The sequence below is a fragment of the Bacillus sp. NEAU-Y102 genome (assembly GCF_054788175.1).
In genome coordinates this window covers 365,799-385,725 of the sequence record NZ_JBTWFK010000005.1, presented here as the reverse complement: position 1 = coordinate 385,725, position 19,927 = coordinate 365,799, and the positions used below count along the sequence as shown (strand labels likewise).

The 19,927-nt window shown below is 34.4% G+C and carries 25 protein-coding genes and 1 riboswitch; of the genes, 17 read left to right on the top strand and 8 right to left on the bottom strand.

Annotated elements, in window-relative coordinates:
- Nucleotides 1-34: 34 nt before the first annotated feature.
- Nucleotides 35-595: a cysteine hydrolase family protein gene (locus ACYFX0_RS15950; RefSeq protein WP_106103116.1), complete on the bottom strand. Its 561-nt coding sequence runs from the start codon at nt 593-595 to the stop codon at nt 35-37.
- Nucleotides 596-777: 182 nt separating this feature from the next.
- Here ACYFX0_RS15950 and ACYFX0_RS15945 point away from each other — a divergent pair, with 182 nt between their 5' ends.
- A complete protein-coding gene (locus ACYFX0_RS15945; RefSeq protein ID WP_001195212.1) occupies nt 778-1,038 on the top strand; it encodes a DUF6123 family protein in 261 nt (86 codons plus the stop codon).
- Nucleotides 1,039-1,040: 2 nt separating this feature from the next.
- On the opposite strand, the gene ACYFX0_RS15940 is transcribed toward ACYFX0_RS15945, so the two are convergent.
- The 3 genes from ACYFX0_RS15940 to ACYFX0_RS15930 form a co-directional block, all read right to left on the bottom strand.
- A complete protein-coding gene (locus tag ACYFX0_RS15940; RefSeq protein WP_142398748.1) occupies nt 1,041-1,946 on the bottom strand; it encodes a DMT family transporter in 906 nt (301 codons plus the stop codon).
- A gap of 13 nt (nt 1,947-1,959) precedes the next feature.
- The gene (locus ACYFX0_RS15935; RefSeq protein WP_000573877.1) at nt 1,960-2,346 is read right to left on the bottom strand and encodes a reverse transcriptase-like protein; all 387 of its coding nucleotides are present in this window, start codon (nt 2,344-2,346) and stop codon (nt 1,960-1,962) included.
- Nucleotides 2,347-2,415: 69 nt separating this feature from the next.
- A complete protein-coding gene (locus ACYFX0_RS15930; protein WP_460270915.1) occupies nt 2,416-3,288 on the bottom strand; it encodes an aldose 1-epimerase family protein in 873 nt (290 codons plus the stop codon).
- Between the two features lie 132 nt (nt 3,289-3,420).
- A riboswitch (PreQ1 riboswitch) is annotated at nt 3,421-3,465 on the top strand.
- Nucleotides 3,466-3,471: 6 nt separating this feature from the next.
- On the opposite strand from ACYFX0_RS15930, the gene ACYFX0_RS15925 reads away from it, so the two are divergent.
- The 3 genes from ACYFX0_RS15925 (at nt 3,472) to ACYFX0_RS15915 (ending at nt 4,957) form a co-directional block, all read left to right on the top strand.
- Nucleotides 3,472-3,957 carry a QueT transporter family protein gene (locus ACYFX0_RS15925; protein WP_001026475.1) on the top strand — a complete coding sequence of 162 codons (486 nt, stop codon included), beginning with the start codon at nt 3,472-3,474 and terminating at the stop codon, nt 3,955-3,957.
- Between the two features lie 151 nt (nt 3,958-4,108).
- Entirely contained in the window at nt 4,109-4,768 is a 660-nt protein-coding gene (locus tag ACYFX0_RS15920; RefSeq protein ID WP_000875533.1) for a ribonuclease H family protein, read from the top strand.
- A 12-nt stretch (nt 4,769-4,780) separates the two neighbouring features.
- Nucleotides 4,781-4,957, top strand: a complete 177-nt coding sequence (locus ACYFX0_RS15915; RefSeq protein ID WP_000358801.1) for a zinc-finger domain-containing protein — start codon at nt 4,781-4,783, stop codon at nt 4,955-4,957.
- A 33-nt stretch (nt 4,958-4,990) separates the two neighbouring features.
- Here ACYFX0_RS15915 and ACYFX0_RS15910 read toward each other — a convergent pair whose 3' ends face one another.
- Both ACYFX0_RS15910 and cspB read right to left on the bottom strand, forming a co-directional pair.
- The gene (locus ACYFX0_RS15910; RefSeq protein ID WP_000534400.1) at nt 4,991-5,239 is read right to left on the bottom strand and encodes a DUF2564 family protein; all 249 of its coding nucleotides are present in this window, start codon (nt 5,237-5,239) and stop codon (nt 4,991-4,993) included.
- A 119-nt stretch (nt 5,240-5,358) separates the two neighbouring features.
- Nucleotides 5,359-5,556, bottom strand: coding sequence for a cold shock-like protein CspB (gene cspB / locus ACYFX0_RS15905; RefSeq protein WP_001161731.1), 198 nt, complete (start codon nt 5,554-5,556; stop codon nt 5,359-5,361).
- A 262-nt stretch (nt 5,557-5,818) separates the two neighbouring features.
- On the opposite strand from cspB, the gene ACYFX0_RS15900 reads away from it, so the two are divergent.
- The 8 genes from ACYFX0_RS15900 (at nt 5,819) to ACYFX0_RS15865 (ending at nt 12,328) form a co-directional block, all read left to right on the top strand.
- The gene (locus tag ACYFX0_RS15900) at nt 5,819-6,547 is read left to right on the top strand and encodes a YqcI/YcgG family protein (RefSeq protein ID WP_001082150.1); all 729 of its coding nucleotides are present in this window, start codon (nt 5,819-5,821) and stop codon (nt 6,545-6,547) included.
- A 14-nt stretch (nt 6,548-6,561) separates the two neighbouring features.
- On the top strand, nt 6,562-7,305 hold the full coding sequence (locus ACYFX0_RS15895; protein WP_142398747.1) for a LysE family transporter: 744 nt from the start codon (nt 6,562-6,564) through the stop codon (nt 7,303-7,305).
- A 19-nt stretch (nt 7,306-7,324) separates the two neighbouring features.
- Nucleotides 7,325-7,618, top strand: coding sequence for a hypothetical protein (locus ACYFX0_RS15890; RefSeq protein ID WP_000286366.1), 294 nt, complete (start codon nt 7,325-7,327; stop codon nt 7,616-7,618).
- A gap of 78 nt (nt 7,619-7,696) precedes the next feature.
- Nucleotides 7,697-8,326: a sterol desaturase family protein gene (locus tag ACYFX0_RS15885; RefSeq protein WP_106081405.1), complete on the top strand. Its 630-nt coding sequence runs from the start codon at nt 7,697-7,699 to the stop codon at nt 8,324-8,326.
- A gap of 223 nt (nt 8,327-8,549) precedes the next feature.
- Nucleotides 8,550-8,891 carry a DUF485 domain-containing protein gene (locus tag ACYFX0_RS15880; RefSeq protein WP_000817366.1) on the top strand — a complete coding sequence of 114 codons (342 nt, stop codon included), beginning with the start codon at nt 8,550-8,552 and terminating at the stop codon, nt 8,889-8,891.
- Nucleotides 8,892-8,893: 2 nt separating this feature from the next.
- Nucleotides 8,894-10,444 (top strand): solute symporter family protein, encoded by a 1,551-nt coding sequence (locus ACYFX0_RS15875; RefSeq protein ID WP_106081404.1) that lies wholly within the window; start codon nt 8,894-8,896, stop codon nt 10,442-10,444.
- Between the two features lie 191 nt (nt 10,445-10,635).
- Complete coding sequence (locus tag ACYFX0_RS15870) at nt 10,636-11,985, top strand: aspartate aminotransferase family protein (protein WP_000850963.1); 1,350 nt, start codon at nt 10,636-10,638, stop codon at nt 11,983-11,985.
- A 64-nt stretch (nt 11,986-12,049) separates the two neighbouring features.
- Nucleotides 12,050-12,328: a DUF3986 family protein gene (locus ACYFX0_RS15865; RefSeq protein WP_000417071.1), complete on the top strand. Its 279-nt coding sequence runs from the start codon at nt 12,050-12,052 to the stop codon at nt 12,326-12,328.
- A gap of 66 nt (nt 12,329-12,394) precedes the next feature.
- Here the strand turns inward: ACYFX0_RS15865 and ACYFX0_RS15860 are convergent, their stop codons facing one another.
- A complete protein-coding gene (locus tag ACYFX0_RS15860; protein ID WP_106081403.1) occupies nt 12,395-13,558 on the bottom strand; it encodes a cation:proton antiporter in 1,164 nt (387 codons plus the stop codon).
- A gap of 331 nt (nt 13,559-13,889) precedes the next feature.
- Here ACYFX0_RS15860 and ACYFX0_RS15855 point away from each other — a divergent pair, with 331 nt between their 5' ends.
- From ACYFX0_RS15855 to ACYFX0_RS15845, 3 genes are all read left to right on the top strand, one after another.
- The gene (locus ACYFX0_RS15855) at nt 13,890-15,563 is read left to right on the top strand and encodes a ribonuclease J (protein ID WP_001086702.1); all 1,674 of its coding nucleotides are present in this window, start codon (nt 13,890-13,892) and stop codon (nt 15,561-15,563) included.
- Between the two features lie 94 nt (nt 15,564-15,657).
- Nucleotides 15,658-16,488 carry a MerR family transcriptional regulator gene (locus ACYFX0_RS15850; RefSeq protein ID WP_106081402.1) on the top strand — a complete coding sequence of 277 codons (831 nt, stop codon included), beginning with the start codon at nt 15,658-15,660 and terminating at the stop codon, nt 16,486-16,488.
- Nucleotides 16,489-16,629: 141 nt separating this feature from the next.
- On the top strand, nt 16,630-17,985 hold the full coding sequence (locus ACYFX0_RS15845; RefSeq protein WP_460270907.1) for an MATE family efflux transporter: 1,356 nt from the start codon (nt 16,630-16,632) through the stop codon (nt 17,983-17,985).
- A gap of 35 nt (nt 17,986-18,020) precedes the next feature.
- On the opposite strand, the gene ACYFX0_RS15840 is transcribed toward ACYFX0_RS15845, so the two are convergent.
- Entirely contained in the window at nt 18,021-18,686 is a 666-nt protein-coding gene (locus tag ACYFX0_RS15840) for a DUF421 domain-containing protein (RefSeq protein ID WP_106081401.1), read from the bottom strand.
- Between the two features lie 161 nt (nt 18,687-18,847).
- Between ACYFX0_RS15840 and ACYFX0_RS15835 the strand changes: the two genes are divergently transcribed.
- Together ACYFX0_RS15835 and ACYFX0_RS15830 are read left to right on the top strand one after the other, a co-directional pair.
- Nucleotides 18,848-19,426 (top strand): YdcF family protein, encoded by a 579-nt coding sequence (locus ACYFX0_RS15835; RefSeq protein WP_001227671.1) that lies wholly within the window; start codon nt 18,848-18,850, stop codon nt 19,424-19,426.
- Nucleotides 19,427-19,574: 148 nt separating this feature from the next.
- Nucleotides 19,575-19,892 (top strand): DUF4870 domain-containing protein, encoded by a 318-nt coding sequence (locus ACYFX0_RS15830; RefSeq protein ID WP_000678054.1) that lies wholly within the window; start codon nt 19,575-19,577, stop codon nt 19,890-19,892.
- Nucleotides 19,893-19,927 lie beyond the last annotated feature (35 nt).

The following is a 19,927-nucleotide window of genomic DNA, read 5'->3' as shown; positions in this document are numbered from 1 at the left end:
TCCTTTTAAATGAAGGATTCTTTTTTGAGCTAATTTAATCACGATATTGGTCATGAGTTGGCTGAAAGAGGTCTTCCTCGATATCTCTCACCATAGAAAAATGATCAACGTTATAATGACCGTGTAAAGTTTTATTGTGATGAGTAATAATTTGCTCTGCAGATAATACGTTAGAATCAGTTGTGGAATGACCGTTTTTAATTAATGTAACATCAAATCCTTGTACAGTCGCAGTTCTAACTGCGGTGTCGATACAATGCTCTGTTTTACATCCACCGATAACGATATGGCCAATTTTCTCTTCTTTTAAAAGTTCAAGTAAAGAAGTGCCGTAGAATGAATTGGTTGCTGCTTTATTAATAAAGATTGCAGACTGAGGTACTTGAATTTGATTATGTACTTCAAATCCTTCTCCGCTGCCAGAAGCAACATCGATATCTCTTACGAAAACAATAAGAGCATTGGAATCTATTGCTTTCTGCATGGCTGTATTTAGTGTAGATAATAGCTCGGTTTTACGAAAAACTTCATTTTCTTGCTCATTTCCATCAATTAATTCTTGTTGAGCGTCGATAATTAATAGTGCTTGTTTCATCGTGTCTCCCCTTTAATATGAAATAAGTTCCACTGTACATATTCCTTCAGATTGTTAGGAAATCCTCCATTGCAAGCGAATTAGAAGAGCGATTTACAAAGTTGTCAAAGAAATTTCATTCTCATAGCGTGTAAAAACATGTATGATAGGAGATGGAGAATTTTTGAGTAGGTGGGAATAACATGCAAACAGTAGAAGATTATCTTTCATTCTTACATACGAAAGGATTTAAATTATCAGAGGAAGCACAAGGGTTTATTATGTTCGGACAAGGATATACTGGTGCGTCTGATGGGATTGTGAACGCAGCAATAGAAGCGACAATTAAACATCAATTGCAGTTTGATGGTAGTTATTTCGTTGCGTTATTAGAACGATTGAAAGAGGAAGAAATTACAGATAAAAAAAGCGCTAAGGCTTTTATGCGGAAGTTACAAGCATAACTTCACGCAGCCTGCGCTTCTTTTTTTATTTTGGAAGGCCATTCAACAAAAATCATGCCCAGGAAAATACATAGACATCCGATAATAGCAGAAATAGAAAGTTGTTCATTTGCAACGAGAACGCCTGTTAATGCAGCAAAAACGGGTTCCATTGCGAAAATAATTGCTACTCTCGTTGGAGAAGTGTGCTTTTGGGCCGATGTTTGAATGAAAAAAGCAATAGATGTTGCAAACAGGGCAGTTAGAAAGAGTGCGAATAAAAAAGATTGATTCGTCCATAGTGATACTGAAAATAATTTTTCCCAATCTTCAAACAAGAAAGCGCAAATAGAAGAAAATATACCAACAGCTAATACTTGAGATGTGCTTAATAATAAAGGTGATATTTTCTTAGAAAAGAAGCCGTTAATAAGAATATGGGCAGCGAAAGCGATTGCACAACCGAGAACAAGTATATCTCCTATATTTAATTGGAAAGAATCAGCAGCTGTTAATAAGTATAAACCTGCTGTTGCTACAGCAATACCAAGTACGATAAAAATGGTAGCTTTTTGTTTTAAAAAGATAAAAGACAAAATTGGTACCATAACGATACTAAGCCCTGTTAAGAAACCTGCTTTTGAAGAAGTTGTATAAAGTAAGCCAAATGTTTGTAATACATAGCCAACACATAAAAAGAACCCAACGATTAATCCAGCGAGGCTACTCTGTTTTATATCTTGTTTTGAAGTGTTTTTTGAGAAAATCATTTGAACGAATAATAAAATAATTCCAGCGAATAAAAAGCGAATACCATTAAAGGTAAATGGACCAACGAAAGACATAGCATTTTGAACGACAACAAACGTAGCTCCCCAAATAAAAGAGACAAATAATAAAGCAAGAGGAGCAATCCAATCTTTTTTCACACTCATACCCCCGTTAATTTTGTAATATAGCTTTTCTAGCTAATTCATCAGCTACTTTATTTTGACTACTTGGAATCCACTTAATAAAAAAGAGATCGAAGTTTTTTATGTACTGTAGTGCTTCATCTAAAAGAGGTGCAAATATTTTATTTTTTGCGTATTCCTTTTCAACAGCCCGTTCGACAAGCTGGGAATCTGTACGAAAAGAGACAGTGCTATAATTATGCTCGATGCAATATTTTAATGCTAGAAGTAAAGCGCGGTATTCTGCTTCATGATTGGACATTGTTCCAAGTGGTAATGATAATTGTACAGGTGGCTGAACGCCTTTAATAAACACTCCTGCACCAGAAGGACCAGGATTTCCTTTTGATGCACCATCAATATATACTTCAATCAAAATGAGAAACCTCCAAATTATAAGGTTATCCCCTACTTAAATATTTTTTTGAAGTAGGGGATAGAGTAGTTATCCGATTGTGATGCTGTAACGACATTTAAATGTTTCATTCGCTTGTAAAGATTGAATTCCCTTTTTGTCCTTGAAATCTTTTGCTGGATTTACTTCATCAGCGATTCCATACCAAGGTTCAATACATAAGAAAGGTGCGTTATCCCCTGGTGTCCATACGCCGACAAATGGGAAGCCATCAAATTCTACTTTTACAAATTTATTATGTTTATGAGAACGAATCGAAATTTCATTCGTATTCATATTTTCAAAAATAAGCGCATCATTTTTGAATAAATCATATGTAAGTGGCAATTCAGTTGTATTTTCAGCGATTAATTGCTTTTTGTTTGAAAGGTAAGGTCCTTCTAATACGCTTGTTTCTAAGTGTTCCGAACCATTAAACGATAAGTGATAATCTGTAAATGATTCACCATCCAATAAAGGGAAGTTGAATCCAGGATGTGCCCCAATTGAGAAGAACATCTCTTTAGAAGTAGGATTGTTTACTTCATATGTTACATGAACGCTTTGTCCTTCTAGCTCATAAGAAACGAGTAATTCGAATTCGTATGGGTATTTTTTTAACGTTTCTTCATTATTAGTAACGATATAAGTGATCTTTGTTTCACTTTGTTCTTTCACAGAGAAAGTAAGATCACGAGCGAAACCGTGTTGTGTTAATGAATATGGTTTACCGTCTACGTAGTATGTATTATCTACTAATCGGCCGACAATTGGGAACAAAATTGGTGCGCGACGTCCCCAATATGTAGAATCACCTTGCCATAAATATTCTGTGTTGTCTTCTTTTAAGCGAACGCTTTGTAATTCTGCACCTTTGTCAGAAATGGAAACAATCACTTTTTCATTTTGGATTGTTGCTATCATGAAGTGAAACCTCCTAAATCTTTCATATGTTTCATTATACGTTGTCTAAAAGAAAAAAGGTAGTTCATGATAGGAATCTATTGACGAAAGAGGGGCTACCACGTAAAATATAATCTTGTTGCTAAAAAAAAGAATAACGTGGTTCGAAACCATCCCACGTAAAAAAACTAAGGAGATTTTGTCATGAATATTAGAACTTTAGTCGGCAATGGTATTTTAGCGGCATTATATATTGCTGTTTCTATGCTTATTCAGCCATTTGGCTTTACGAATGTACAATTTCGTATTTCAGAGATGTTTAATCATCTCGTTGTATTTAACAAGAAAGCAATTTACGGAATTGTATTAGGTGTATTTTTAACGAATCTCTTTTTCTCACCTATGATCGCTTATGATTTAGTATTTGGAGTAGGGCAATCTATTCTTGCATTAGTTGCAACGATTATTTCTATGCGATTTATTAAAGGTGTTTGGGCTCGTATGATTTTTAATACGGTTATCTTTACGATTACAATGTTTATGATTGCAATTGAACTTCATCTTGCATTGGGTTTACCATTTATGTTGTCTTGGTTAACATGTGCAGTCGGTGAATTTGTTGTAATGGCCATTGGTATGCCTGTAATGTACTGGATTAATAAGCGAGTACAATTTGAAAGATTTATGTAATAGATGAAAGAGCTATTCCTATAGGGATAGCTCTTTTTGTATGTAATCATATTGAATATAATGCTGTGACTCTAGATAAAATATAATAAAATAAAGTGAGGCTTTCATTAGCTGGCTACATATAAGAAGTCTTATATAAGGGGAATCTAGTATGAAATATAAAATTCATTGGTTGTATAAAACGAAGCGAGGATTGCAGACGGAATTAACAACAGATTATATGAACATAGAAGAAATACTTCAATTTGCAGAGGATTTTGAGAAAACAGGAAGAGCTAAGGAACTTTTATTTTACGATGAAATGGATGCAGAATGGTCATTAAAGGAAATGAAAAAACTGAGTAAACAAGTAGAGGAAGAGCCCCAAGAAATACTCGTTTATTTTGATGGGGGGTATGATGTGCAAACGAAAGAAGCTGGCGTTGGTATATGTGTGTACTATAAAAAAGGAAATACAAACTACCGCATTCGCCGCAATGCATATATAGAAGGTATAGATGATAATAATGAAGCGGAATATGCATCACTATTATACGGTATGAATATACTCGAGGAATTAGGGATTAAATATGAAGCAGTTACACTTCGCGGAGATTCTCAAGTTGTATTGCAGCAATTGGCGGGAGAATGGCCTTGTTATGATGAGCATTTAAACCATTATTTAGATCAAATTGAACAAAAGGCGAAGCAAATGAAATTAAAACTTGTATGTGATCCGATATCTAGAAAACAAAATAAAGAAGCACATCAATTAGCAACGCAAGCATTAGAAGGGACAGTCATTGATAGTCATAAAGAAATAACCGAATAGAGAGGTGCAAAGGTGGATAAAAAGCAACTCATTACAGAGGTAAATGACTTATTAGAAACATATTGTGAAGGATGTTTCTTGCGAGAACATAATCGAAAGACAAATAGTAAATATTATGCACATTCATTTTGTATAAGACAATGTACAGTTGGAGAAACATTGAAAAAGTATGGAGAACAGTTGTCATAAAAAAACATCCAGAGAAAATTCTCTGGATGTTTTTTAGTGCTTTGCTTCGTTTAATTGCTGCTCGCATTTGCTTAGTTTCTTTTCCTCGTTCATTAAAAATGGTTCATCTAAATCTACTGCAACAGATTTCATAATTTCAAGCTGTGAGCGAGCTGCTTCTACTGCAGTAGTGGCATGCTCTAATGTGTCTGGATCCATTGAAATTGTTGCAGAACCTACCATCTTTTGTGCTGTTTCTACACGGAATTTTACTTCTTCAAAATCATTTACTTCTGATCCCATTAATAATTCCTCCTTTGTATAGTGCGCATTTTACATAGTTTTTGCTCTGTAAAACGGAAATATACAAAGGAATAACAAAGAAGGTTACCAAGTAAGGTAACCTCCTGTTATATGTTGGATTAAAGTTTTACTACGTTAGCAGCTTGAGGTCCACGGTTACCTTCAGTAATGTCGAAAGATACTTCTTGACCTTCTTCTAAAGCTTTGTAGCCGTCTCCTTGAATAGCAGAGAAATGTACGAATACATCGTCAGCGCCTTCCATTTCGATAAATCCAAAACCTTTTTCGTTGTTAAACCATTTTACTTTTCCTTGCATGTTACAATTCCTCCTAAAAGCGTTTACTATTTTCATTTAGTGAAATTCATTTAAAGAAATAATATAAACTAAAAATGCTATATTCTTGAATATTCTGCTAAATGATTAATTTAAATATACACGAATTGGGAGAATTTAGTCAAGTAAGCGGTTTTATTTTTTATATTTTTAAATAATTTTCCAATCAAATTTTTAAATAGGTATAGGACAGGCCGAGTATGTAATATTCTTAATTGAATGCTATACATAACGAGGTGAAAGAATGAATAGGTCGTACTTATTAGATAATGAAGGAATGAGAACGAGAACCGACATACCGGATTGGGTTGCAAAAGAATTTGAGATTTTTTCAAGTGTCGTGTTAGAACCAACTTTTCCATGTTATTTCGGTTTAACAGCTTTGAAAAAGAATGAACTTCGTTATTCATTTCTTTCTCATAATGATTGGAGTCATTTGCCGCATACAATGTTATCTTTTTTAGAGTTAATGAAAGAGAGGCCGATTGTAAGAAGGGGCTTTTTCCTTTTTGTAGAACCGGAATGTGAAGAACGATCACTCGAATATTACCGTGATTCCTTTTGGAAAGTGTTACAGTATTTACATGAAAACGATAATCAAGCATGGCCAAAGCAAATTCCTGAGGATCCAGACCATTATTTATGGGAATTTTCATTTTGTGGTGAGCCAATATTCGCATTTGGAAACGCGCCAGCTTATAAACAACGAAAAACTAGACATTTAGGGAATTCTCTCGTTATTGGGTTTCAACCACGCACTATTTTTGATGGATTAGAGGGGGATCGTCCTAAAGGAGCATATTCAAGACAAATGGTCCGTGAGCGAGTTGAAAAGTGGGATCAATTGCCGAAACATCCTAACATTAGTCATTATGGTGACCCAGAGCATCGTGAATGGAAACAATATTTCATAGGAGACGATGTAGAACCAATAAAAGGGAAATGTCCTTTTCTTCATAGGATAGAAAAGTAAGAGCCATCACCTAGATGGCTCTTTTGTATATTTTGGATAAAAAAGGGTATTTTATTATGAAAGCTAGTCCATTTTTTCAAATTACATCATTAACTAGTAGTAAAGAGAGTAGAAAGGATAGAGCGATGTTTGGAGCAATTATACAGCAAATCGTATTAGGTATTTCATTAGCTGCACCAGTAGGGCCGATTAATATTGAAATGTTAAAACGAGGAATTGAACGTGGGTTTTGGCATGCTTGGGTTGTTGGAATTGGTGGAATGACTGCAGATGTTTTATTTATGCTTCTCATTTATTTCGGTTTATCTTCTGTGTTTATGTATACATATGTACAAGCCTTCATGTATTGCACGGGTTTTTTCTTGTTATTTTATTTAGGATTTCAAAGTGTAAAACAAGGAATTTCCCACTCAAACATGGAATATAAAAAAGAAGAGGTAGGTGGTCTTAAGCAATCGTTTATGGCAGGATTTTTAATTGCGATATCCAATCCATTAAATCTTGTTTTTTGGTTTGGTATATACGGAAGTACACTTAGCTCATTACTTACGAAGGTAACGAAACAAGAAGCTTTTTTGTACAGTCTTTGCATTATTGCAGGTATTATTTTATGGAATTTAAATATTGCTTTTTCTGTACATTTTGGAAGAACTTTATTAAAACCAAAAGCGCTTGGCTACATAACAGCCGGAGCAGGTATTATTTTAGTAGGTTACTCTATACATTTTGCATACAAAGCTTTACAGTTGTTCACATAAGATTGAAGGGGAGATTTTTATGTATCGAACCACTATTGACGGAAAAGAAATTATAATTACGTTAGCGCCAAAAATCCGAAAAGAAATTACTGATAGAAATCCACTATATGAAGCAGTATTTCATAATGCTGCAAGATTGCTACAAACAAAGCAACCGACGTTTGCAGTAAATCATCAAATATTTGGTCTCATTATTGGAGAAGTGCAAAGAGGAGAAGTAACAGTGTTTGCAGTGGAACATATTATTCCGAAGCAAAATATATTTGGACCAAACAATTTTTTCTCGGCAATAGAACAGCAGGCAAATTTGTAAAGTGAATAGAATAAGAATAGAAAAGAAATAGTCGTAACGATATGTTGCGGCTGTTTTTTTGGAAAAGGGGGAAACAAGATGAAGAAAGTGGGGAAAGAGTTCTTTTTACAATATGATATCGTCATTATGTATAGCATTCTATTTATTTTCATTATTATTTTAAAAATGCAATTTTTAACGTGGTTTGGCATGTTAGCATGTATGTTTGGGATTGTTTTCTATACACTGAATGAATATATGACACATCGTTTTTTATTCCATATAAAGCCACCTAAAAACACATTTCTATTAAAAATGTTAAGAAGATTACATTATGATCACCACGTATATCCAGATGATTTAAAACTTTTGTTTTTACCTGTATGGTTTAGTATACCTAGTTTTACTATATATTTACTTATAGCATATGGTATTACAAAAAGTGTTACTATTACACTTTCATTTGGAATCGGAATGATTATTATGCTGCTCGTTTACGAATGGAAACATTATATTGCCCATAGACCGATTCGTCCCGTCACTAAGTTTGGAAGATGGCTAAAAAAACAACATATATTACACCATTATAAAAACGAAAAGTTTTGGTTCGGTGTTTCAAATCCATTATTCGATTTTATATTTGGAACACTTAAAGACGGAAAAGAGGTTGAGTTAAGCGAAACAGCTCGTAATTTAGAAAAGGAAAAAAAGACAAAAGTAGTGCGTTAAGCACTGCTTTTGTCTTAATGAGGAAAAAATAAGTAAGGTGTCACTTTATGTTGAAAAAGTATATTAAAAATTTAGGGGAAATTGCCGAAAAATGTCTATCAAAAAATCTTTGCATGAATGCACGGATTGTCTACAATAAGTATAAGTTTCTGAATATTTATAAAATTTAGTCTTTAGGTATGCAAGGGGGAAGTGCATTTCAAGTAAGAGAGGGGATCGGTTAATGAAACGAGATGATACGTCAGCACGTAAGTTGCAAAATGAGGTGAATTATACAGAGGTCGTTCAGTCGGAAGAATTTCAATTGTTATTAAATACGAAAAAGAAGTTTATCATTCCAATGAGTATTTTCTTTTTTAGTTTTTTTATCGCATTACCTATTTTAACATCGTATTCAAAGGTGCTCAATACACCTGCATTTGGTGACGTTACATGGGCGTGGGTATTTGCTTTTTCCCAATTTATCATGACATGGGCACTATGTATGATTTATAGCAAAAAAGCAGAATCATTTGATGAAATCTCCCGAAAAATTCTGCAAGATATGCAAAAAGGGAGGGGCTGAACTTGAATACTACTGCGTTTGCACTATTTTTAATTATTGTTCTTGGTACGCTTGTCATAACCTATTTTGCATCGAAAAAAACGAAAAATGCGAGTGAATTTTATACGGCTGGAGGGGGATTAACTGGTTGGCAAAATGGTCTGGCCATTGCTGGAGATTACATGTCTGCTGCTTCATTTCTTGGTATAGCCGGAGCAATCGCATTAACTGGGTTTGATGGATTCTTTTATAGTATCGGTTTTTTAGTTGCTTATTTAGTTGTACTATATCTTGTTGCAGAACCGCTTAGAAATTTAGGGAAGTACACTTTGGCGGATATGATTGCAGCACGCTTTGATGCGAAAAAAGTTCGCGGAGTCGCAGCTCTTAATACGATGACGATTTCTATCTTTTATATGATTGCACAATTAGTTGGCGCGGGTGCACTTATTAAATTATTATTAGGAATTGAATATACGACATCTGTATTAATCGTTGGAACACTTATGACGGTGTATGTTATTTTTGGTGGTATGACAGCAACGAGCTGGGTACAAATTGTAAAGGCTGTATTACTTATGGCTGGTACGTTTATTATTTCTGCTATCGTTTTCGCAAAATTCAACTTCAGCGTGACTGAAATGTTCGCTCAAATGAAAACAGCTACACCATTAAAAGATTCATTTTTAAATCCAGGTGTAAAGTATAAGGATGGTCTTGATACACTTTCTTTAAATTTAGGACTAGTACTTGGTACAGCTGGATTACCACATATACTTGTCCGCTTTTTTACAGTACGTGATGCAAAAACTGCACGTCAATCTGTCGTATATGCGACGTGGTTAATTGGTGCATTTTATATTATGACGATTTTCTTAGGATTTGGTGCGGCGGCTTTTGTAGGAAATGAAGCGATTATTAAAGCGAACCCAGCTGGTAATATGGCGGCACCTTTATTAGCAAAAGCGTTAGGTGGAGATTTCTTATTTGCTTTCGTATCAGCAATTGCTTTTGCGACGATTTTGGCTGTAGTGGCAGGTCTTGTATTAACAGCAGCATCAGCATTTGCACATGATTTTTATAATGAGATCATTCGCAAAGGGAAATCAACGGAAAAAGAGCAAGTATCCATGGCTCGTTATGCATCTATTGGAGTAGCGATACTATCTATTATACTTGCATTATTTGCCCAAACATTAAACGTAGCATTTTTAGTGTCTTTAGCATTTGCTGTTGCGGCGAGTGCAAACCTACCAGTTATATTATTTACAATATATTGGAAGCGTTTTAACACAACGGGTGCGATTTCTGGTATGATTGTAGGTCTCGTATCATCAATTGTTCTGGTAGCCTTGAGTCCTAATGTTTGGAACCCTGTAGCTGGAAAAGCTATTTTTGTTGGGGAAGCGTTATTCCCATATACGACACCAGGAATTATTTCAATTCCGCTCGGATTTCTTGCAGCGTATTTAGGAACTGTTTTATCTAGTAAGAAAGAAGATGAAGCGAAATTTGATGAAATTCTCGTGAAATCTAATACTGGTCACGGTATTAGCGATGCGTCTTCACATTAAATAAAAGAGGAGCTTTTCGATAGATAAGAAAAGCTCTTTTTTCTTTTGTCATTTTCTTGTAAATATTACTGATTTGTAAGTAGGATTTGTCTTAATTTTGTGGAATGAAAATAGCAGGGAGAAATTTAAGTCATCATGGCACCAGGGCAGCTTTTGTGAAAAATAAGTTGTTATGGAAGGTGGAAGTAATGATGAAAACGAAGCAAACTGATGAATTATTAGCAAAAGATGAGCAATATGTTTGGCACGGAATGCGTCCCTTTAGTCCAAATAGTACAATGGTAGGGGCAAAAGCTGAAGGGTGCTGGGTTGAAGATATACAAGGAAAAAGATATTTAGATGGTATGAGTGGTCTTTGGTGTGTGAATAGTGGATATGGAAGAAAGGAGCTCGCAGAGGCGGCTTATAAGCAATTACAAACATTATCATACTTTCCAATGTCACAATCTCATGAACCAGCTATAAAGCTTGCTGAAAAGTTAAATGAGTGGCTTGGGGGAGAGTATGTTATTTTCTTCTCAAATAGTGGTTCAGAAGCGAACGAAACAGCTTTTAAAATAGCAAGACAATACTATGCTCAAAAAGGTGAACCACATCGTTATAAATTTATGTCACGTTATCGTGGGTATCACGGGAATACAATGGCGACAATGGCAGCGACGGGACAAGCGCAGCGTAGATATCAATATGAACCGTTTGCTTCAGGCTTTTTACATGTAACACCACCGGATTGTTACCGTATGCCTGAAATTGAAGGGCAGCATATTTATGATGTAGAATGTGTGAAAGAAGTCGATCGTGTTATGACGTGGGAATTAAGTGAAACAATTGCCGCTTTTATTATGGAACCAATTATCACAGGCGGTGGCATATTAATGCCACCACAAGACTATATGAAAGCTGTTCATCAGACGTGTCAAAAACACGGTGCGCTACTTATTAGTGACGAAGTGATTTGCGGTTTCGGGCGTACAGGAAAAGCATTTGGATTTATGAATTATGATGTGAAGCCAGATATTATTACAATGGCAAAAGGCATTACGAGCGCATATTTACCATTATCTGCAACGGCTGTGAAAAAAGAAATATATGAGGCTTTTAAAGGTAAAGGAGAATATGAATTTTTCCGCCATATTAATACATTTGGTGGAAATCCAGCAGCTTGTGCATTAGCACTTAAAAATTTAGAGATTATGGAAAATGAAAATTTGATCGAGCGATCTGCACAAATGGGCTCCCTTTTATTAGAGCAACTAAAAGATGAAATTGGAGAACATCCGCTTGTTGGGAATATTAGAGGAAAAGGTCTATTAGTTGGAATCGAACTAGTAAATGATAAAGAGACGAAAGAGCCAATTGATAACGACAAAATTGCAAGTGTCGTAAATGCTTGTAAAGAAAAGGGCTTAATTATAGGACGCAACGGTATGACAACAGCAGGATATAATAACGTCTTAACATTAGCACCGCCGCTTATTATTTCAAGTGAAGAAATTGCCTTTGTTGTTGGAACGTTGAAGACGGCGATGGAACGTATTTAATAAATAGAGAGAGGAGCGAGCTGTAATATAAGGCTCGCTTTTGTTTAGTAGGAGGGGACTTTTAATGGAGAAATATGATCCGAACAAACATTATCACATCGGATATTATGAAGATGGATATGATTTAGAAGTGACGGCGTACAAAAGAATAAATGAACCAGTTTGGGATGCTTATCTTCCGCACTATGAGGTAGACGGTTTTTATAAGAAAGTGGAGGAAATGAAACTAGGCGAATATATAGATGATTATGGCATTAAGGTGTATTCATTTAGTAATGATATCGATGATGAAGAAGCACGAATTATTTTTGAAAAATGGTTAAAAAAGAACGAGATTGTTTAAGGGTAAAACAAAAAGGAGATTGCTATTTTATAAGATAGCAATCTCCTTTTATTATAGTAAACTTATTTACTTGCTTTTATTCATTGCTTTATCTTTAGCACCAAAAGTGTATTTTAACATTGGTGGTGTAATCATTGTAGTTAAAATAACGACAATAACGATTGCTGTAAAGTAATCTTGTGCTAATAGACCTGAAGAGAGTCCTGTTCCTGCGATGATAAGTGCAACTTCACCACGAGAAACCATACCAGAACCGATAATTGCAGAAGACTTTGCATCAAATCCAGTCATGCGTGCACCAACACCACAACCAATTAGTTTTGTTAATACAGCGATTACTGTTAATGCTAGGATGAACCAAATTTGATTGCCAATACCGTCAAATGTAATATTCATACCGATACTAACGAAGAATACTGGAACGAACATAGCGTAAGCAATTGGTTCTACTTTCTTTTCTACTTCATGTTTGTAGTTTGTTTGAGAAATTGCAATACCAGCAGCGAAAGCACCAATAATACCAGCAATTCCTAATAATTCGCCGAAATATGCGAATGAGAAACAGATGATAAGAGCTGCGCTCACGATAGACTCAGATACGCGCAATGGTGATAACCAACGCATAATCACTGGTACACCTTTCCATCCAATTAAAATAATAGAAGCGAAGAATACTACTTTCTTCAAGATAATCATTGTTAAGTTAACATCATCAGTGCCTAAGAAGCTCATTGCGAATGCTAATAAAATAACAACAAGAATATCATCAAATACAGCGGCTCCAAGCATCGTCGTACTCTCACGTGTTTTCATTTTACCTAAATCACGAAGTGTTTGAACGGAAATACTAACACTTGTCGCGCACAGAAGTAACCCTAAGAATACAGCGTTTCCTTGTTCCATTCCCATAACAAGACCGGAAACGTAACCACCTACGAATGGAAGAATGATACCCCCGAGTGCAACTGCTAAAGAAGAATTGCGATTTGCGTTTAATTCATCTAAGTCTGTTTCAAGTCCTGCCATAAACATTAAAAGAATAACACCGACATTACTTAATTGTGTTAGAAGCTCTGAATTTTCAATCCAACCTAATATAGCTGGGCCGATAACGATACCGACAATTAATTTACCTAGCACAGAAGGTTGACCTAATCTAACACTAAGATCACCAGCAAGCTTTGTACTTAATAAAATAAGTGCAATTTGAAAGAAAAATTCGAATTCCATCTGATCCTCTCCTCATCATTTTTAGTTTTATCATACGATTTCTCGGAATTTGCCTAATGAAAATATGTAAAACCCATTAAACAAAAGGGTCTGATTACAAGTTCTTTTGAACTCGTGATTTGAACCTGTAATTAATATATAATAGATTTTATAAAAAATCAATGAAAAAATGGGAGCTTTTTGAGGAAGAAGCTGTCTTATTGAGATATAGGTGTAAGAGTAGCGTGTGAATTTTATATGTATAAAATAGTATGAATTCCTTTTTCATTACAAATAATAAAGCCTAAATGCTATTTCACGAATTATAAATGTGAAAAGGAGGTTTTATCATTTGAATTCATTAAAAAATAACTTGTCTATTGTTGCTTTAGGTGGAGTAAATGAAATAGGAAAAAATATGTATGCTATCCAATATGAAAATGATATTGTCGTCATTGATTGTGGGTCTAAATTTCCAGATGAAAGTTTATTAGGGATTGATTTAATAATTCCAGACGTCACATATTTGCAAGAAAATAAAGAAAAAATTCGCGGTTTAGTAGTAACGCACGGGCATGAGGACCATATTGGCGGAATACCATATTTTTTAAAACAACTAAATGTACCAATCTATGCAACAAAGTTAACGTTAGGTTTAATTGAAATTAAATTAAAGGAACACAATCTTCAAAATGATACGGAATTAATCGTTATTCATTCAGAATCAGAAATTGATTGTGGTTCTATTAAGGCAACCTTTTTTAAAACGAACCACAGTATTCCGGATTGTCTCGGTATTGTTTTTCATACACCAGAAGGTACTGTAGTACATACAGGTGATTTTAAATTTGATTTAACACCAGTAAACAATCAACATCCTGATATTCATAAAATGGCTAAAATAGGAAGTGAAGGTGTACTAGCTTTATTATCTGAAAGCACAAATGCAGAACGCCCAGGTTTTACTCCATCAGAAAGGTCAGTAGGAGAACGGATAGAGGAAATATTTATGAAAGCAAATAGAAAAGTAATTATTTCTACGTTTGCTTCTAATGTGAATCGTGTTCAGCAAATAGTTGAAGCATGTATAAAAACAAATCGAAAACTAGCTTTGCTAGGGAGAAGTATGGTAAATGTAGTAGAGGTTGCTCTAGAGAAAGGTTATTTACATATTCCAGAAGGTATGTTAATTGAAGCAAATGAGGTAAATCGTTTAGATCCAAAGCAGGTTGCATTACTTTGTACAGGAAGTCAAGGAGAACCAATGGCAGCTTTAGCGCGTTTAGCTAGTGGAAACTATAGACAAGTGGATATTTTACCAGAAGATACGGTTATTATAGCCGCGACCCCTATCCCAGGAAATGAACGTAACGTTTCTCGAATTATCGATAATTTATTTGCATTAGGAGCAAAGGTGATTTACGGATCAGGTAGTTCTACTGGAGTGCATGTATCCGGTCATGCATATCAAGAAGAGTTGAAGTTAATGCTTACATTAATGAAGCCAAAATATTTTATTCCAATTCATGGAGAGTTTAGAATGCTACATCACCATAGTTTGTTAGCAGAATCAATTGGTATTGAAAAGGAAAATATCTTTATCGTACGTAATGGAGATGTTGTAGATATAAGTAATGAAGTGGCAATTCAATCTAGAAGAATACAGGCAGGAAATATATATGTAGATGGATTAGGAATTGGAGATGTTGGAAATGCATTATTACGTGATCGTAAACAACTTTCAGAAGATGGAATGCTCGTTATAGTTATTACTTTTAATAAAGTGGATGGAGAAATAATTTCAGGTCCTGATATTATTTCTCGTGGATTTGTCTATGTTCGTGATTCAGAAGAATTTTTAAGAGAATTAAATAAATTAGCTGTTATTACAATTAATAATTTAAAGAAAGAGAATGTGAATAGCTGGGGTATTTTGAAAAGGGAGGTAAGAGAAGCGTTAGGGAGGTATATATATACAAATACAAAACGAAAGCCGATGATTCTTCCTATAATAATAGAGGTTTAATAGTAAAAAAAGAATTCTCGTATGGGAATTCTTTTTTGTTTTGAAGACAAAATGAACATATAATGAAATAAATAGAAATGGAAGGAAATAAAAGATGTTATTAAATAAACGCTTTACAATTGGAGAAATGGCAAAAATGCATAATATAGCGGAATCAACTTTACGCTATTATGATGAGAAGGGAATTTTTCGTCCGTCCACTGTGGACCCGCAAACAAATTATCGTTATTACACAATCGATCAATTTTCACTATTAGATACGATTAAATTTTTACGCCAGTTAAATATTCCGTTAAAGGAAATTAAGAAATATATTGATGAAAGAAATCCAGCATACGCACTCAATTTACTGGAAAAACAACAAGAAATGATGTTGAAAAAACAAAGAGAAATTGAGTATGCTTTGGCGAAAATGGAGCATAGAATTCATTTAATTAAGGAAGCAACAAAAGCAAAAGCTGAACAAATGGTAATTAAAGAGATCCCGCAGCGGAAAATTACAGCAATTGCGGTTGCTCCAAATACGACGGATGATATGTTTGAGTACTACATCCATTCGTTGCAAAAAAATATGAGGCAAATGGATGATAGTTTATTTTCTGGAGATATTGGTGTAACTGTTGCGAAAAAAGGATTAATGCAAAATGAGTTTCAAGCATATAGCAGTGTATTTATTCTTTTGGATTATATGCCGTATGAAGTGCATACTTCAGATGAAATTAAAGAAGGTTTATATGCTTGTTCTTATCATCATGGACCATATGAAGAAACAGATGCAACGTACAAGGAGTTACTTACATACATTGATAAAGAAGGTTACGAAGTACATGGAGATTCGATTGAGATTGGATTGATTGATTGGTCTGTAACAGAAGATCCTGAGGAGCAAGTAACAGAAATTCAAATTCCTGTAGTAAAAAAATAAGATGAAAACCTTTGAATTGATTACAAATTTACATTCATTCATATAAGTCAGTTACCTAATTTTCAATTCTCTATTGACCTTAAAGTTACTTGAAGGTTTAAACTAAGAAAAGAGAGTTGAAAAAAAGGAGCATATTAGAGTATGGAAGCAACAGAAAAATTAAGAGAAAAACCAATTAAAAGTTTATTTATTTCTTATTTAATACCAGCCGTCCTCGGAATGGTATTAATGTCAGTGAATATTGTAATTGATGCGGTTATGATTAGTAGAGGAGTTGGGGCGAACGGTTTAGCAGGAGTGAACGTGGCTATTCCAGCCTTTTCGATTTTCTTCTCTATTTCATTATGGATTGGAATGGGCGGGGCAACGTTATATTCCATTGCATTAGGTGAAAATAAACGAGAGAGAGCAAGGTCTATTTTTACTCAATCAATGACGGTAGCAGTTGTTATCGTAGGTGTTTTAGCAGCTATTTGCTTATGGAGAATAGAAGATTTAGCATACTTATTTGGTGCAAATGAAGTGATTTTACCGTATGCATTAGACTATTTACACGTATTATTAACATTTGGAATGATATACGTTTTAGAAAATATTTTAAGTACATTTATTCGAAATGATGGAAATCCTAATTTAGCGATGGCAGGTCTTGTTGTAACGGCTGTATTAAATATCGTGTTTGACTACATCTTTATTTTTATTTTTGGATGGGGCGTAACAGGTGCTGCTTCAGCGACTATTCTTTCAGCAGCGATTGGTTTCCTTGTATTATTAACTCATTTCTTTAGAAAAAGTAGTATCTTAAAGTGGACGAAATTCCATTTTGAATGGGATACTGTCAAACAAATTATGGTGATTGGTTTCCCAAGTTTTACAGCAGAAAGTACGGTTGCAATCGTAACGATTGGTTTTAATATCGCATTCGTCCAATATGCAGGAGAAGTAGGAGTAGCTTCCTATGCGATGGTGAATAGTATTCATGCAATGACATTACTATTATTCTTCGGTGTAGGTGCTGCATTGCAACCAATTGCTAGTTTCCATTATGGTGCAAACTTATCAGAAAGATTGCGTGAAGGATTGAAGTTTGCTGTGAAAATTGCAGTTGTCCTCGGAGGCATTGCGATAATTGTCGGATTATTCTTCGGGAAATATATCATTGGTTTATTTGATGTTCAATCTCCAGAATTATTGGAGTTAACCTTAACAGGTATTAGTTTATTCTTTATCCAATACGTATTTTTAGGTTATAACATTGTGTATGGAGAGTACTTCCAATCAGTGCGACAAACGAAGAAATCAGTACTTATTATAATGAGCCGAGGATTACTATTTATTCTTCCATTGTTATGGATTATGCCAAAATTATTTGGGATAAACGGAATTTGGCTCGTTATGCCAGTTGCGGAAGTAATGACAGCGATTATCGTATTTACGATGAATCGTATAAAACATCCTGTTCCATTAAATATGGCAGGAGAGAAAGAAGCGATATGATGAAGAAAATCCCCTTAAGCAATTAAGGGGATTTTTTATTCCTTTAAACTAATCGCAAAAGATCCATCCGTTTCTTGAACAGAAGCAAAGGCAACGTTTTTAATATTTGTAATTCCTTTTTCTTTTAATTCTTTATATAACCATTTTTCATTTTTATGTATTAACTTTAAGTTATCATATTGAATTTGTGAATCGACGATAAGGGCAATTGGTAACCCGGCATACTTAACATTTATGTTTAAATCTTTTGGAGTTAATGGTACAAGTTCTCTTTTTGGTAAAATACTAATAGCGCCGTTCGCTTCTAAAATAGCGTATTCAATTTCATGAACACTTGGATATCCTGCAACGCGAAGATTAGAAAGGAGTTCTGCAATGGGGTATCTACTTTTTTGTAAGTTCTCAAAAATAATATCACCATGTTTAATTAAAATGATAGGGTGTCCGAGAATAAAGCGATTTAGTTTGTTAAATAGGCTTAATTTTGTAAGGAGTAAATGTAAACATGTGATAACAACCATACCGAGAAATGCTTGTAAAGCACCAGAGACGGGTATGGCCTGGAAAGCTAAATAAGATAAAAAAATTATAGCCCCAAAATCATGAGGAGTTAGTTGTGCTAACGCGGATTTACCGAGTAACTTAAGCGATAGTAAAAATAAGATAAAAAAGAACGACACGTTACATAAAAAGAGAAGCAATAGAGACACTCCTTTGTGTAAAGTTGTACTTACTATTCCCGAAAGTAATATAAATATTACCTTTCAGAGGATAAATTAGGGTTTATTGAAATCTGTCTGTATACAAACAAATAAATGGATATTATCATGAAGGAAGTAAAAGAAAATAGGAGTATATGAATATGAGAAAGAAGAAAATAATGAAGTGCATTTTAGTTGTCATAATGATTTGCGCCGTGTATATGGGTTTTTTACAATATCACATTTATAAGCATGGGCATATGAATGCAACCTACGATGCTGACTACATAATTGTACTAGGATCGAAAGTAAATGGGACGAAACCATCTTATTCATTGCAATATCGTATTGATAAAGCAGCTGAATATTTAAAATCACATGAGAAAACAATTGCTATTGTATCTGGTGGACAAGGAAAAGGTGAAGACATTTCAGAAGCATTAGCAATGAAACAAGGATTAATAAAACAAAACATCGCAGAAGACCGTATTATAATGGAGGACAAATCTACGAGCACAGATGAGAACATTACATTCTCAAAACCGTTAATACCAGCCGATATGAAAAAAGGTATGATCGTAACAAACGATTTTCATATGTTTAGAGCAAAAAAAATAGCGGCCAAACAAGGTTTACAATTAGAAGGCCTTCCGGCAAAAACACCGAAACCAATCATCATTCCATCGAATGTACGAGAATATTTAGCAATTACACAATATTGGTTTATGAATCGAATATAGAGAAAATAATCCCGCCTGAAATTTCAGGCGGGATTATTTTAGAGGAAAATCTTACAAATATGTCACGTTCGTGAAAGGTAAAGCGATAGTTTCTGGAATGGTTTCCTGACATAATGAAGGTAACAAAAACTATTTAGAGGTGAATCGGATGAAAGGAAATAATATTTTATCTTCGTTATGTTACTTTAGTATATTTTTTGCACCATTTTTACTACCAATTATCGTGTACTTTGTTGCAGAAGATGAAGTGAAGTATCACGCGAAAAAAGCATTTTGGTCACATGTTTTCCCATACGCAATCTTATTTGGAGGACTAGCAGTATCAGGAATGTACGGTTTAGGTTTCGATCAATCTGACGGTGCTGGAATTGGAATGATTATCACATATGCAGTGTTCATTCTTGTAGGAATTTATTACTTTATTTGGAATATTGTCAGAGGTATTAAAGTTTTGAAAACGGCGTAATAAGATAAGTATAATTTCATTTACCGTATTGATAA

What these genes read in the sequence shown, in the direction of transcription:
- ACYFX0_RS15950 (WP_106103116.1), bottom strand. Translation starts at nt 595, where the DNA reads ATGAAACAAGCACTATTAATTATCGACGCTCAACAAGAATTAATTGAT.
- ACYFX0_RS15945 (WP_001195212.1), top strand. Translation starts at nt 778, where the DNA reads ATGCAAACAGTAGAAGATTATCTTTCATTCTTACATACGAAAGGATTT.
- ACYFX0_RS15930 (WP_460270915.1), bottom strand. Translation starts at nt 3,288, where the DNA reads ATGATAGCAACAATCCAAAATGAAAAAGTGATTGTTTCCATTTCTGAC.
- ACYFX0_RS15925 (WP_001026475.1), top strand. Translation starts at nt 3,472, where the DNA reads ATGAATATTAGAACTTTAGTCGGCAATGGTATTTTAGCGGCATTATAT.
- ACYFX0_RS15920 (WP_000875533.1), top strand. Translation starts at nt 4,109, where the DNA reads ATGAAATATAAAATTCATTGGTTGTATAAAACGAAGCGAGGATTGCAG.
- ACYFX0_RS15910 (WP_000534400.1), bottom strand. Translation starts at nt 5,239, where the DNA reads ATGGGATCAGAAGTAAATGATTTTGAAGAAGTAAAATTCCGTGTAGAA.
- cspB (WP_001161731.1), bottom strand. Translation starts at nt 5,556, where the DNA reads ATGCAAGGAAAAGTAAAATGGTTTAACAACGAAAAAGGTTTTGGATTT.
- ACYFX0_RS15900 (WP_001082150.1), top strand. Translation starts at nt 5,819, where the DNA reads ATGAATAGGTCGTACTTATTAGATAATGAAGGAATGAGAACGAGAACC.
- ACYFX0_RS15895 (WP_142398747.1), top strand. Translation starts at nt 6,562, where the DNA reads ATGGCTCTTTTGTATATTTTGGATAAAAAAGGGTATTTTATTATGAAA.
- ACYFX0_RS15890 (WP_000286366.1), top strand. Translation starts at nt 7,325, where the DNA reads ATGTATCGAACCACTATTGACGGAAAAGAAATTATAATTACGTTAGCG.
- ACYFX0_RS15885 (WP_106081405.1), top strand. Translation starts at nt 7,697, where the DNA reads ATGAAGAAAGTGGGGAAAGAGTTCTTTTTACAATATGATATCGTCATT.
- ACYFX0_RS15880 (WP_000817366.1), top strand. Translation starts at nt 8,550, where the DNA reads ATGAAACGAGATGATACGTCAGCACGTAAGTTGCAAAATGAGGTGAAT.
- ACYFX0_RS15870 (WP_000850963.1), top strand. Translation starts at nt 10,636, where the DNA reads ATGAAAACGAAGCAAACTGATGAATTATTAGCAAAAGATGAGCAATAT.
- ACYFX0_RS15865 (WP_000417071.1), top strand. Translation starts at nt 12,050, where the DNA reads ATGGAGAAATATGATCCGAACAAACATTATCACATCGGATATTATGAA.
- ACYFX0_RS15860 (WP_106081403.1), bottom strand. Translation starts at nt 13,558, where the DNA reads ATGGAATTCGAATTTTTCTTTCAAATTGCACTTATTTTATTAAGTACA.
- ACYFX0_RS15850 (WP_106081402.1), top strand. Translation starts at nt 15,658, where the DNA reads ATGTTATTAAATAAACGCTTTACAATTGGAGAAATGGCAAAAATGCAT.
- ACYFX0_RS15845 (WP_460270907.1), top strand. Translation starts at nt 16,630, where the DNA reads ATGGAAGCAACAGAAAAATTAAGAGAAAAACCAATTAAAAGTTTATTT.
- ACYFX0_RS15835 (WP_001227671.1), top strand. Translation starts at nt 18,848, where the DNA reads ATGAGAAAGAAGAAAATAATGAAGTGCATTTTAGTTGTCATAATGATT.
- ACYFX0_RS15830 (WP_000678054.1), top strand. Translation starts at nt 19,575, where the DNA reads ATGAAAGGAAATAATATTTTATCTTCGTTATGTTACTTTAGTATATTT.